This window comes from Lysobacter antibioticus (genome assembly GCF_000731095.1).
Taxonomy (GTDB): Bacteria; Pseudomonadota; Gammaproteobacteria; order Xanthomonadales; family Xanthomonadaceae; genus Lysobacter; species Lysobacter antibioticus_B.
Genome location: NZ_JMTZ01000030.1, coordinates 36529 through 49500 on the forward strand (window position 1 = coordinate 36529; position 12972 = coordinate 49500).

Below are 12972 nucleotides of genomic sequence, written 5' to 3' on the forward strand. Positions count from 1 at the left end.
TCATGTTCGCCATCGTCCTGGTGCCAGCCCCGTGAGCCAACGCCTCCATTCAGACATAGATGTCGATTCGCACCCGGGCCGCAAGGCGACGATTTCGCGCGAGGACCTGATCGCCGCCGCGCTCAAACTCATCGGGCCGCACCGCAGCGTGTCGAGCCTGAGCCTGCGCGAGGTCGCCCGCGAGGCCGGCATCGCGCCGAACAGCTTCTACCGCCAGTTCCGCGACACCGACGAACTCGCCGTGGCCCTGATCGACCTGGCCGGCCAGTCGTTGCGCAAGATCGTCGGCGAGGCGCGCCACCGCGCCGCGACCCGGCGCAGCATCGTGCGCAGTTCCATCGAGGCTTTCATGGAACAGTTACGCGCCGACGACAAATTGCTGCATGTGTTGTTGCGCGAGGGCACGGTCGGCTCGGACGCCTTCAAGCGCGCGGTCGACCGCGAGCTGTCGTTCTTCGAGGAAGAACTGCGCGTCGACCTGATCCGCCTGGCCGCGATCGACAAGATCACCCTGCACGAACCGGCCCTGGTCGCGCGCTCGATCACCCGCCTGGTATTCGCCATGGGCGCCACCGCGATGGACATGCCGCGCGAGAAAGACCACGAACTCATCGAACAGATGAGCACGATGGTGCGGATCATCCTGGCGGGATCGCGGGCGATGGCGGCGGTGGGGAAAGCGGCGAACGCTGAAAATTAGCGCTCTACGCAACGGCTTCGAGCCGACGCTTTGTTGATTCGAACGTTGTCGGCAGCGAGGCCTGGGCACACTGCGAGTGCGTGGTCGTCGATTTCGATACGGCGCTACTGCGGACCAGTTGCATCCTTCGGATCGCACGCGCCCGGGATGCCTACCGACTCGAACGCAGGCAACTTCAATCTGGACGCAAGCGCGTCGTACTCGGCAGCTGACAACGGCCCGGCTACGCTTGGCGTCGGATAGACGCCGCTCGCGAACTCCTGTTTGCGTACGACGAAATAACGTTCGCCCGCATCTTGCGCACTTGGCTGCTGTCTCGCTCCGATGAATTGCGGACTGTCGGCGATCGCCGAGACGCAGGCGTCGACGACCGGAACCGACGTGTTGGGATGAACCCGATACGACAGCTTGCTGTTCGAAGGCTCGTCGATCCACAACACCGCATACGCACCGGACTCCCACTCCAGGCGTGAATCGAATGCGCCGCAGCCGGCAACGACGAGCGCCGCAGCGCAAAGCGTCGCGATACGACCTGCTGCGATCACGCACGCCTTCGACGGCTTGGAACCGCCTTCTGCCATGAGATCCATCGGTGGGTCCTTCCATTCGCTGATGGGCAATTGTCGGCCGGCCCTAAGGAGTCTTCGTGAGGTCAAAGCCGCCCAACACTAAGCCACCCCGGAAACAATTCCGGCTTCGGTGTCGGAACTCGCGCGCCCGCTGGCGATGGCGCTGCCGTCGGTGGTCAAGCACTTGGCGGTGCTCGAATCCGGCGGCATCGTGGTGTCGGAAAAAGTCGGGCGCGTGCGCACCTACCGCATCGCACCCGATGCGCTGGCCGACGTCGAAGCCTGGGTCGCCGCCCGCAAGGCGCAATTGAACCGTCAGTTCGATGCCCTCGCCCGCTATTTGCTCGAAGGCGAATCCGGCTCAGGAGATTTGCGATGAACCCACGCTCGACCGTCCACACCCAATTCGTCATCGAACGCGAGTTCCCGGCCTCGCCGGCGCGCACTTTCCGCGCCTGGTCCGACCCGGACGCCAAACGCCGCTGGTTCGTCTGCCACGACGACATGGCCAACGCCGGCTACGAACTCGACCTCCGCCCGGGCGGCAACGAACTCAACCGCGTCGTCACGCCCGCCGGCATCGTGCACCTGTTCCAGGCCCGATTCTTCGATATCGTGCCCGAGCAACGCATCGTCTATGCCTACGACATGCACGTCGGCGAACGCCACTTGTCGATCTCGCTGGCGACGGTCGAGTTCGAAGCCGGCGGCGCCGGCACGCGCATGCGCTTCACCGAACAAGTGGTGTTCCTCGACGGCTACCAGGACCGCGAGGAACGCATCCGCGGCACCGGACTCGGGCTCGACCGGCTCGCGCTGTTGCTGCACGAGCCGGCCGCCGCCCACTGAACCCTCAGCGCAGCGGCAAGGCGATCGGCCGCAGCGGCGCGGCATCGCCGCCGCGGATCTTCAGCGGCCCGCCGATGAAGGCGAACTCGTAGACCTTATCGCGCGACAGTTCTTCCAGCGCGACCAGTTCCATGATCGGCACGCCGTGCTGGGCCAACATATAGGTATGCACCGGGATGTAGTCGCCGGCGACCTCCGAGGGGAAAGTCTCCAGGCTCAGGTTGTCGGCGCCGACGATCATCGCCCCGCCGTCCTCGACCAGGAACTTGGCCGCATCCAGGCCCAGTCCGGGCGGGTTGGCCATGTAGCCGCTCGCGTCGCCGAAGCGCTGCATGCGCCCGGTGCGGATCAACACGATGTCGCCGCGCTGCAGGCGGACCTTCTGCTTGGCCAGCGCGTTCTGCAGGTCCTGGCGTGTGATGCGGTAGTTCTCCGGCAGCATCGGCAGCCCCTGCGCCGCGGCCACGTCGAGCAGCACGCCGCGCGCGATCAGGGGCGGGAATTTCTCGATACCGGTCTTCTTCCAGCCGCGATCGCCCAGATGCTCGTCGGCGCTGAAACCGTTCCAGATCTTGCCGTCCAGGCCGAAGTGGTTGAGCGCGTCGATGTGGGTGCCGCTGTGGCTGTACATCGAGAACGCCGCGCCGGTGTAACTGACCCTGTGGTTCATCTCGCGGCCCACGGCCATCGGGTCGTCGACCACGGTGCCGCGCGGGGTGTGGGTCATCCAGAACTGATAGTGCGGGTCGCCCGCGGCCTGCCAGCTCGGCATGCCGATGTAGTAGTCGGTGGCCAGGTCATAGGCCTTGCGGCCGTCGACCCGCGACAGGATCGCCGCGCGCGACTCGGGCGTGATCAGGTTGAGCCGGCCGATCTCGTCGGCCGGCCCCCACTGGCTGATGCCGACGCCTTCGGCGGCGTGGGCGGACAGAGCGGCGATCGCACCGAGGGCCAACAGGCCCAGGCGCGGCAATAGGCTACGCAGTTTCATTTCGACTCCTGAGGCGCGCCGGCGCTGTGGCCGACGCATGAAGGGAAGCACCGACGGACCGGCGCTCGGCGAGCGCGGCAAGGTACGGAACAGGCCCCAGGATGCGCAAGCCACGGCGAAGGAAACAGCGCTGCGGCGTTGCGACAGTTTTCGCTGCGGGTCAGGAATGCGCGGCGAGCGCAGCCGGCAGGCGTTCGGCCAGGAAGTCGACGAAGGCGCGCACCTTCGGTTGCAGATGGCGCGAAGTCGGGTACACGGCGAACACCTGGCGCGGCGCGAACCGGTACTCGGGCAAAACCTCGACCAAGGCGCCGCTGGCCAACGCCGGCGCCGCCAGGAACGACGGCAAGGCGCCTATGCCGAGGCCTGCGACCAGCAGATCGCGCAACACCAGGCTGTTGCCGACCGTCGCCCGCGCCGGCCATTGCACCGACACCGGCCCCTGCGGCCCTTGCAAGGGCCATAAGCCCGGCGGCTCGGCCAGGCTGTAATGCAGCAGCGAATGCCGATGCAGTTCGTCGGGCGACGCCAGCGGCGGATGCTGAGCCAGGTAGGACGGCGCCGCGCACAGCATCTGGCGGACCGAACCGAGTTGGCGCGCGATCAGCGATGAATCCTGCAGCTGTGCGCGCAGCCGGATCGACACGTCGAAGCCTTCGCCGACCGCGTCCAGCAATCGGTCCTCCAGGGTCAGGTCCAGGGTCAACTCGGGGTAACGCAGCAGGAACTCCGCCACCAGGGGCGACAGCGTGCTCAAGGCGAACGACACCGGCGCGTTGACCCGCAGGCGCCCGCCGACCTGCTGCGATTGCTGGCGCACCGAGGCCTCGAGCGCATCGAGCTCGTCGAGCAGCCGCACGCATTCGCGGAAATAAGCCTGGCCGGTCTCGGTCAGGCTCATGCGCCGCGTGGTGCGCTGGATCAACACCGCGCCCAGATGCGCTTCGAGCGTACGCAACTGCTTGCTGAGCCCGGCCGGCGAAACGCCGAGATCCTCGGCCGCCTTGGCCAGACCGCCGAGCTCGACGATGCGGCGGAACGAACGCATGAGGGTGAAGGCATCCATGGAGGGCGAGACTGAGAACGGAGGACCCGCCATTGTCCGCCTCATCGGCCAGACCGGCCAGACGAAACTGTCGTGGCGGCCAATCGACTAATACGTTTCTTCGTCTCGCGCTTCCGCCGCTTCTTCCTCCCGCTCCTGGGCCAAGGCCTCACGCTCCTCGGAAAAACTTTCGCATCCTTCGCGGAACGAATTTGAATCCCCCCCACATTCCGACGCATCGGTTACATCGTTGTCTTGCGCCCACTGGAATCCAGCTTCATGACCGGAACAATCCTCCGTGCAGTTTTCGAATACCGGCTCCTCGACTTCGCTGGCATCGACATCCTCCGGTTCGGCCCCTATGTCCCGTGATTCGTAAGCAGCGCTCTCCTCATAGTCGCAGTCTTGATAGCGCCCGCAGGCACTTCCACCGCCCCCGCAGCCAGCAAGGATAAAAACCAGAAAAATCGCGATTGGTTTCATGCCACCCTCTTCGAACAATCAGCTCAGTCGACCCGCACCGGCATGGTCGGCAGCTAACCTTCGAGCACGAACTCGATCGGCACCCGGGTCAAGGCCTGCGCAGGCACGCCGCCACGCGTCGCCGGCTCGAACAGCCAACGCTTCATGACGACCTCGCGTGCGGCCAGGTCGAGCACCCGATGGCCGCTGCTGTGCACGATCGACACCGACAGCGCCTTGCCGTCGACCCCGACCAAGACTTCGACCTCGACCACGCCGCTGAGGCGGTTGCGTCGTGCCTGCAGCGGATAGGCCGGAGCGGGCGCGGCCAATATCCGCAACACCGTGTCGGCGAACTCGGGCATGCCGGCTGTCTCGGGCGTCATGACCCGACCGAACACATCCGGCACGATCGGATCGGATGCCGGGACGGGGCTGACCGACGAACGGATCGCGCCCTGGGTCGTCATCAGTCTGCGTTCGCGCTCGCGCGCCTGCCCGCGCTGCCAGCCGAAACCGCAGCCGATGATGGGCGGGTCGATACGCGGCATCGCAACGGTGACGATTTCATCGTCGCCGGGGCCTATTGCGGAACGCAGGGGATCGGTGACCGGCAAGGACAGCAACACCAACAAAGCCGCATGCACGGCGACGACACCGGCGATGACCACGGCCCGCGACAGGCTGAGCCCGGAACCGCAACGCAAGACCCCAGCACCTTCCATAAGCCGCCCCCTCGACTGCCTTGGCCGGGAAGCGCAAAGCCGCTTCCACGCCGCCAAAATGCGCGCTTGCGGCCACGCTTGCAACCACCCCGGATAGGCCGAGCGACGCCTCGTCTCGCCGATCTATGCATCGCGACGGGACATCCCTGCCCCGTCGCGACGCCGGCCAAAACCGCGCCGCAACCGCCGCCGCTCTACAGGGGAGACCAGCGACGGCCGCGGTGCGGCCCGAACTCACTCGACCTTGACCAGACCGCGCCAAGTGTTGCGGCCGCCGTGCATCACGTCGTCGCCGCTGCCGAACCACCAGCCGTTCCAGTTGAGGATGTCCTCGTCGTCCTGATGGACCCAGCCGCGCGCCAGCGCGTACTTGCTCGGCATCGACTGCGGGCCGAACACGCCATAGGCGAAGCCGAGTTTCGGGAAGCTCGACATGTGGCCGAGCCAGGACGAGGCGCCGCCGTCGAAGTGGCAGTAGCTGGTGAACCAGGTGTTGTAGACGCGGAAGTTCGGGAAGATCACGCCCGAGGAGCTGTTGGCGTTGCGCCAGATCTCGTTCTCCTGCACGCGGGTGTAGCGGCGCGCACCCGAGGGGCAGAACACGCCCATGTTGAGCACCGCGTAATCGTGCTGGTTGCCGGTACTCGGCAAGGGCCGGAACGACAGCGCGCGCACGGTGTCGACCTTGCAGAAGCGCCAGGTGGTGTTGCCGCCCGAAGACGTCGCGCCGATCCAGCCGCCGCGGCCATTGGCGTTGCGGCGGTCTTCGTCGTCCATGTGGATCTGCGACCAGGAATAGCCGCTCGGGCAGTAGTTGCTCTGCGGAATCACGCCGACGCTGAACAAGCGCGGCTCCAGCCAGCTCCACCAGCGCAGCAGGCCCTTGGCGGCGGTCTTGGACGAGGCGTAAGGCACGAAGAATTCTTCGCCCTCTTTCTCTTCGATCACGCAGGCGCCGTCGAAGCCGAGCACCGCGCAATAGCTCAGCGCCACGCCCTCGCCTTCGGCTTCCATGAATTTCTCGACATCGACCTGGCCGCTGTCGGGATAGCGCCGATCCAGGTCTTCGAGGATCGAAGCGAATTTCTTCACCTGCGGCGGCGTCGGATCGGTGGCTGCAGCCAGCTCCCATTCTTCCTTGGGGCTTTCCTGTTCGGACTCTTCCGCCCAGGACGACAACGGCAGGCCCACGACCAGGGCGCACAGCGCAGTGACCAGCACTTTCTTGTTCATGACATTCCTTTGAGTTGATGGCGCATGGCGAGCAAAGCCGGCAACGGCGCCCGATCGAAACGCAAAGGGACGACACGCCCGAGTCGACGGCCCGACGGTCGGCTTGCGCCGGCAGCGGCGCACGACGCACGCCGTTCGAACCCGAGACCACCGAATCGGCGCGCAACCGCGCCGGCCCGACCACGCTAGGCAGTCGGCGACGAGGTTTCGAGGAAGAATGTGGGAACGAATCGGGCGCCGGCGGGAACGCTTCCGATGCAACGTGCGCTACGGCGAATCTGAAGCGCGATGGATGTCGCGCTCGTTCATCGGCTGCGATGCGAAACGGCAGAAAGCAGCGGCTACACCTTCATCGCGGGCGGGCGCTGATATTCGGCTTGCTGCTGCGCCAAGCTTTGATCCTCACCGCGCTGGACCTGCAAGGCCTCGAGCTTCGACAACGAGTCCTGCACTGGCGTCATTGCCGCCTGCTGTCCGGTTACCTGCGCCCGCAGATGCGCCGGGTCGTTCAACGCGCCAGCGACCGCGAACACGTGCCGGCCCGAGCCATCGGACGCGGGATGCCCGACCACGACGTGATCCGGCTTGCCGATGCCGCCCTGCCGGCACTCGACCGCAAGGCAGGCGGCGATGCGGTCGAGGTCCTGGGCCGGCGGCACCGGGCCGTGCTGGGCGAAAGCATCCGGCAAACGATCGCGAATGGATCGGATGACGGGGCTGTCGACCGGTGCCTGCGGTAGTGCATCCGGCCTGGCACCGCCGGCATCCGCGCCAGCGCCGCGTCCTGCGGGGCCGAAAAGCAACATCCCAGGTTCCATGTGATCCAAGCTGTCCGGCGCGCGCCGCTCCGGCTGGGGATGGGTCACCTGCCAACCGTCTTGCGTCAGCGAATAGTCCACACCTTGAGTGGTGTTCATCGTCAGGACGCCGTCGCGGTCGACCCGGACGCTGGCCATTTCCATTCGCGCCTGCTCGTTCGCGCCAGCGATCGCGACCGCCGTGGCCGGCGCCCCTTCCTCGAACTGGGCGAAGATCCGACCGCCGCTGGCAGGGTCTCGCATCATCGCATCGAGCAACTGCGAGTCCGTCCTGGAGTTGAAGTCCTGAGTCAGGCCGACGTCGCCCTGGCTGTGAACTTGCTCGCGCCAAGCCCGACTGAGGGGGCCGTCGCCCAGCTCCAACGAATTCATCAAGCGCACCGCCGACAGCGCCGCATCCCGCCCACTCACGACACTTTCGCGATTGGCCGGCGCCCGGGCGCTATGGTCTGCGATCCAGTCGCTCAGCCCCTGCGAAGTCGTTTCGTTCTGCCGCAAGTGCGAAATCAGCTCGCGTCCCCGCACTTCGCCCTGATTGAATCGCTTGGCAGCCATCGTCACGATTTCCGCCACCTGACCCGGATCGGTCCGATTGAGCTGCTGAAGCCACGAAATCTGCGAAAGAGGCTGCCCGACGCTCTCCCACTTGTACGCGATCTGCTCGCGGTCCAACCCGTTGACGAATTCACGTCCCGGGTCGGAACGCAGGTATTCGTTCAACCGGCTTTGCTCGTCGCGGCTCAGGGCGTTTCCAGTTTGCCCCGGTACTTGCAAGCGTGTGCTCAGCGAAGCGATTTCGGCCGGTGTGAACGCATCGTCGCCGCGTGCCCATTGCTGATAGCCGGCCAGCAGTTCCGGCACCTTTTCCCGTCGCCCGGGTTGGCCGAAGTCCCACTGCATAAGACCGACAGACCAACCCGAAGCCGCGCTGCTATGGCTCAGACGATAGGCCGGCAGCGTATTGACCTCGCTGCCGCGGCCTATGGCGTTGTACGCGATGGCTTCAAAAGTGGTGCGATCCAACGGGTTATAGACATACCGGCTCGGTTCATCGCTCATGGTCTCCATCCTCCAGAGGCTTCAATCCTTGAATCAGCGTGTTCATTTCCTTGATCCGCGCCTGGGTCAGACGCGCTCTGCAGGCTTCGGCCAGATCGCCGATGTCCTTGCGTGCGGTGCCGGCGTAGAACTGCTCGGCGGTGCAATGGCTGTCGCGATACGTGCGCCACGCCGTGTTGGATTCGGCGAAGCTCTGCTTCATATCGGCCAGATAAGCCCGGTCCCACATCTTCAGACCGCCATAGGTCTTATCGGCCAGTGCATAGGCGTCGGCCTCCAGCTTGGCCAGTTCCCCACGCAGGGCATACATCTCCTTGTAGGGGGCGCAGCGTAGGTCGCCGGTGGCGCACTGCCGGTAGTCCTCCGACAGAGCGAAACATTCCTCGCGCGCGTCTATGTCACCGATCGCCAGGCAGTCGTCGCCCGGCTGGTAACGCTGGGGTTTCGGCGCAGTTGGGCTGTTCGGCGCCCCGCTCTGCTGTGTCACCGTGGGTGGGGCCGCCGCGGCGCAACCAAGCAGCAGGAACGCCACAGCGCCCGCGATTGCGGAGACGGCGCTTGCCGGCCACCGGCGATTCCGATGCCCCTTGTCGAAAGATTGGATCGGCATACGTGTCCTTTCGCTAGGCACCGCCGTCCTCACGCGAACCACGCTGGGACGACTGGTACAGATCCCGTGACCGGTTGTGCCAGTGAAACATCGGTTGGCAACGAGAAACACCTTTATCGCGACTGGCGAGGCTTGGCAATCAGAAAAATCTGACCCCGGCACGACACGTTAATCGAGCATTGATTCAGTTCGGCACCTGCCAGCAACCAGCTCCTGCCTTCACCGCTCAGGCCTTGGCCCGCAACGTGCTGGCCGGCAGCCTGGCCTCCAGGCGGGCGATCGTGCGCTCATACGCCTCCACCAACGGGCGCCAGGCTTCGTCGGGCTCGGACCACCATGCGACCTCGGTGCCGCACCAACCATCGCCGAAGGCAATGCCGTAACGAACACCATCGAGGCCGAACCGGGCGGATGGAAGGAACATCGGCAGGGACAGGGCCGTGAATCCCGCCAGCAGTGCATTGGCCTCGGCCGGGTCGATCCTGGCTTCGACCCCGTAGATGTCCGGATCGGCGGCATCGAGCACCAGCCCGCGAAACCCCAGCCCGCACAAGAGCAAACGAAAGTTGCGCTTGTTTCGCGATGCGAAGCTCGACCGAGCCTGACGAGCGAACGAGTCGCGCGAGACTTCGCAAACAAAAACGGCCGCGGGGAGCGTCGGCTCCACCGCGACCGTTTCGTCGTCGGCGCTGCGTGAGCAGTGCCGACTATTGCCGGGGCATTACTTCGCCGGACGCTGATCCGCCGTCTCGTCGCGCTGACCGCGGAACTCGGAATCCTCGCTCCAGTTCGGCCAGCGCCGGGAGTTGGCGAGGTCGTTGCCGAGGGTGTAGAGGATCTGCAGGTCGCGGGCGATGCCGCCGAAGGTCCAACTGGCCTCCCACTCGTCGGCCGGCTGGTGATAGCGGTCGCGGGTGTAGGCCTCTTCGGCCGCCTTACCGGCGGCGGTGCCGCCCTCGACCTTGTCTTCGCCCGAGCCGAACGAAATCGCCGGGACGCCGCGCTTGGCGAAGGGGAAGTGATCGGAGCGGAAGAAGTGGCCGGCCTCGGGCTTCGGGTCGGTGACGTAGTTGAGGTTCCAACGCTGGCCGGTGGCGATCAACTCGTCCAGCAGCTCCTGCTTGGCGCTGCCGGAGGTGGTGAAGTCGCGCGCGACGCCGCCCGGGTCGAAGGCATCCATGTTGATCACGGCGACGGTCTTGGCCAGCGGATACAGCGGCTTGGAGGAGTAGTACTCCGAACCGAGCAGGCCCTTCTCTTCGGCGGTGACGGCGAGGAACACCACCGAACGTTGCGGGCGCTTGCCCTTGGCGAAGGCGCGGCCGAGTTCGATCAGCGCGGCGATGCCGGTGGCGTTGTCGACGGCGCCGTTGTAGATCGTGTCGCCCTTGGCGTCGGGCGCGCCGACGCCGAGGTGATCCCAGTGCGCGCTGTAGATGACGGTCTCGTCGGACTTCTTGCTGCCGTCGACGCGGCCGACGATGTTCTGCGAGGTGATGACTTCGCTCTTCACCGCGTAGTTGGCCGACAGGGTCACGCCCTTCAGCACGACCGGCTTGAAGTCGCGCGTCTGCGCCTGCTTCTTGAGTTTGTCGAAGTCGAGGCCGGCGCTCTTGAACAGGCTCACGGCGAGGTCGCGCTGGATCCAGCCTTCCATGGTCGGGTGAGCGCTGCCGGGCTCGTCGCGGACCACATCGAACATGGTGTTGGTGTTGGAGTTCTTGACCGTGGCCCAGCCGTAGGATGCCGGCGCGGTCTCATGGACGATCAGCAGGCCGACGGCGCCGCGGCGCGCGGCTTCCTCGAACTTATAGGTCCAGCGACCGTAGTAGGTCATGGCCTTGCCGCCGAACTCGCCTTCGCCGGTCTCGAAGTCCGGGTCGTTGATCAGCACGACCGCGATCTTGCCCTTGAGGTCGACGTTCTTGAAATCGTCCCAGTTGCGCTCGGGCGCGGTGACGCCATAGCCGGCGAACACCAGCGGCGCGTTCTTGATCGCCACGGCCTTGGAGCCGTCGAGCGCGGCGCGCACGGCGATCTCGTTGCCCTGGGTCAGGGCGCGGGCCTTCTTCTTCACCGTGACCGACAGCTTCGGCGTGCCCTCGATGTCCGAGCGCAGCAGCGGCACGGCCTGGGTCCACAAGCGCTTGTTGCCCTGCGGGTCGCCGCCGGGCTGCACGCCGGCCGCCTTGAGCTGGGCGACCACGTAGTCGATGGTCTTGGTCTCGCCGGCGGTGGCCGGGCCGCGGCCTTCGAACTCGTCGGAGGACAGCACCTTTACCTCTTCCGACAGGCGCTTGGCGTCGAAGGTCGGCGCTTTCGGCGGCTTGGGGGCTTTGGCGGGCTTGGCGGCGATGGCCGGCAGCGAAAGGACGGCGGCGCAGAGCACCGCCAGCGGTGTGGCGATTGGCAACTTCATGGAGGGGCCCTCGGATGGTCCGGCCGATACTAGCCAGGAGGGCGTGATGGGTCCATCGGCCATTGGGCATCTTGCGGCCTGGATCGGACAGGCCGCCGTCCGACGGGTAGGAGCGGCGCGAGCCGCGACCGTGGGCGACCAAGCGCGACGCGGGCCATGATTCGCGTCGCACCGGCAGCGCTCGAATCGGCGTGGGAATCGGCTTGGCGTGGGTCGCGGCTTACGCCGCTCCTACAGGGGCCGCACCGGCATTTTGCAGGAACGGCGTAAGCCGCGACCGCGCAGCGTGACGACGCTACGAAGGGCGGGATTCACTCGATACTCGCAATGCAGCCCCCGCCCTCGAGCGATCGCGATCGCAGCCTCGCCTACGGCAGCGCCAACACCAACTTCCCGAACTCGGCCACCGCCGGCGTGCAGCCGCCCGGACGGCGCAACAGCACGAACTGGGCCGGCGGCAGCGGCGGCAGGCCGTATTCGCCGTCGACGATGCGCATGCCGGGCACGACGTCGTCTTCCACCATCACGGTGATCCCCAGGCCCGCCGAGATCGCGGCGTTCAAGCCTTGCTGGCTCGGCGATGTGAACATGACATGCCACTCGACCGCGGTGCCGTCGAGCGCGGAAACGCCGACCTGCCGATTGATGCACGGCGAGGGAAAGAATGCAAACGGCAGCGAGCGGCCGGCGGCGATGTCGAAGCTGTCGGATGCGACCCAGACGAAACGCGTGCGCCGCAGCACCGTGTCGGCGTCGTCGCCGGGCAAGGCGATGACCACGGCGAGATCGAGTTCGTCGGCATCGACCATCTGCCGCAGGTCCATGCTCATGCTCACGCTGACGTCCATGCGCACGTTCGGGAACGCGCGGGTGAACTGGCACAGCAGGTTGGGCAGGCGGTCGCCGATGAAGTTTTCCGGCACGCCGAAACGCACCGCACCGGTGATCGGCGAAGGCTGGAAGCGCCGCGACAGGGCATCGAGCGATTGCAGAATCTGTTCGGCGTGACGCAGGAAGTCTTCGCCGTCTTCGGTCAGGGTCAATCGACGGGTGGTGCGATGGAGCAGTGCACGGCCGACGTGCTCCTCCAGGCGCCGGATCTGATGGCTGACCGCGGATTGAGTCAGATGCAGGCGTTCGGCGGCGCGGGTGAAACCGCCGGCATCGTTGACCGCGATGAAGGTGCGCAGCAAGGTCGGATCGAAGTCCATGGCCGCCAGGGCTCGGCCGATTCATGACGGCCTTTAATTGATTCTACAAAATTAAATCATTTCCCTCATGAGTCCGGCTCGACCAGAATGAGCGCCATCGCATCCGGCGAGGCGGTCGCGGCGGCCGGCCCGCTGTAACGCTTTCGATTCCCGCGAACGCGTTGGCTCGCCGCGAAGCCGTCGCTCGCCGCACCGCTCCACCCCACCGCCCCCATCACGCGACGCCGCGCGGCATCGCGGCGCGTCCGCTCGCGCCGACGTTTCGGCGCTGCGCTTCGCCT

General features: G+C 66.1%; 14 protein-coding genes. 3 read left to right on the forward strand and 11 right to left on the reverse strand.

Annotated features, from left to right (window positions below):
• Nucleotides 1-31 precede the first annotated feature (31 nt).
• Nucleotides 32-700, forward strand: coding sequence for an HTH-type transcriptional repressor FabR (gene fabR / locus EX88_RS0110815; RefSeq protein WP_031372008.1), 669 nt, complete (start codon nucleotides 32-34; stop codon nucleotides 698-700).
• A gap of 104 nt (nucleotides 701-804) precedes the next feature.
• Here fabR and EX88_RS0110820 read toward each other — a convergent pair whose 3' ends face one another.
• Nucleotides 805-1290 (reverse strand): hypothetical protein, encoded by a 486-nt coding sequence (locus EX88_RS0110820; RefSeq protein ID WP_031372009.1) that lies wholly within the window; start codon nucleotides 1288-1290, stop codon nucleotides 805-807.
• A 109-nt stretch (nucleotides 1291-1399) separates the two neighbouring features.
• Between EX88_RS0110820 and EX88_RS0110825 the strand changes: the two genes are divergently transcribed.
• Together EX88_RS0110825 and EX88_RS0110830 are read left to right on the forward strand one after the other, a co-directional pair.
• Nucleotides 1400-1648 carry an ArsR/SmtB family transcription factor gene (locus EX88_RS0110825; protein WP_051884943.1) on the forward strand — a complete coding sequence of 83 codons (249 nt, stop codon included), beginning with the start codon at nucleotides 1400-1402 and terminating at the stop codon, nucleotides 1646-1648.
• Nucleotides 1645-2118 (forward strand): SRPBCC family protein, encoded by a 474-nt coding sequence (locus EX88_RS0110830; protein WP_031372011.1) that lies wholly within the window; start codon nucleotides 1645-1647, stop codon nucleotides 2116-2118. The genes EX88_RS0110825 and EX88_RS0110830 overlap by 4 nt, the downstream gene beginning before the upstream one ends.
• 4 nt (nucleotides 2119-2122) lie before the next feature.
• On the opposite strand, the gene EX88_RS0110835 is transcribed toward EX88_RS0110830, so the two are convergent.
• The 10 genes from EX88_RS0110835 to EX88_RS0110885 form a co-directional block, all read right to left on the reverse strand.
• Nucleotides 2123-3109, reverse strand: a complete 987-nt coding sequence (locus EX88_RS0110835) for a cyclase family protein (protein WP_031372012.1) — start codon at nucleotides 3107-3109, stop codon at nucleotides 2123-2125.
• 160 nt (nucleotides 3110-3269) lie between these two features.
• Nucleotides 3270-4175, reverse strand: a complete 906-nt coding sequence (locus EX88_RS0110840; RefSeq protein ID WP_031372013.1) for a LysR family transcriptional regulator — start codon at nucleotides 4173-4175, stop codon at nucleotides 3270-3272.
• Nucleotides 4176-4262: 87 nt separating this feature from the next.
• On the reverse strand, nucleotides 4263-4637 hold the full coding sequence (locus EX88_RS25240) for a hypothetical protein (RefSeq protein WP_152566218.1): 375 nt from the start codon (nucleotides 4635-4637) through the stop codon (nucleotides 4263-4265).
• 53 nt (nucleotides 4638-4690) lie between these two features.
• Nucleotides 4691-5323 carry an energy transducer TonB gene (locus EX88_RS24505; protein WP_161786112.1) on the reverse strand — a complete coding sequence of 211 codons (633 nt, stop codon included), beginning with the start codon at nucleotides 5321-5323 and terminating at the stop codon, nucleotides 4691-4693.
• Between the two features lie 252 nt (nucleotides 5324-5575).
• Nucleotides 5576-6574 (reverse strand): hypothetical protein, encoded by a 999-nt coding sequence (locus EX88_RS0110860; protein WP_031372015.1) that lies wholly within the window; start codon nucleotides 6572-6574, stop codon nucleotides 5576-5578.
• A 341-nt stretch (nucleotides 6575-6915) separates the two neighbouring features.
• Nucleotides 6916-8451, reverse strand: coding sequence for an XVIPCD domain-containing protein (locus tag EX88_RS0110865; RefSeq protein ID WP_152566219.1), 1536 nt, complete (start codon nucleotides 8449-8451; stop codon nucleotides 6916-6918).
• On the reverse strand, nucleotides 8441-9061 hold the full coding sequence (locus EX88_RS24510) for a lysozyme inhibitor LprI family protein (protein ID WP_051884947.1): 621 nt from the start codon (nucleotides 9059-9061) through the stop codon (nucleotides 8441-8443). Before EX88_RS24510 ends, EX88_RS0110865 begins: the two co-directional genes overlap by 11 nt.
• Before the next feature lie 226 nt (nucleotides 9062-9287).
• Nucleotides 9288-9728, reverse strand: coding sequence for a hypothetical protein (locus EX88_RS0110875; protein WP_152566220.1), 441 nt, complete (start codon nucleotides 9726-9728; stop codon nucleotides 9288-9290).
• A 54-nt stretch (nucleotides 9729-9782) separates the two neighbouring features.
• On the reverse strand, nucleotides 9783-11480 hold the full coding sequence (locus EX88_RS0110880) for a M28 family metallopeptidase (protein WP_031372019.1): 1698 nt from the start codon (nucleotides 11478-11480) through the stop codon (nucleotides 9783-9785).
• 368 nt (nucleotides 11481-11848) lie between these two features.
• Nucleotides 11849-12691: a LysR family transcriptional regulator gene (locus EX88_RS0110885; RefSeq protein WP_031372020.1), complete on the reverse strand. Its 843-nt coding sequence runs from the start codon at nucleotides 12689-12691 to the stop codon at nucleotides 11849-11851.
• Nucleotides 12692-12972: the final 281 nt, after the last annotated feature.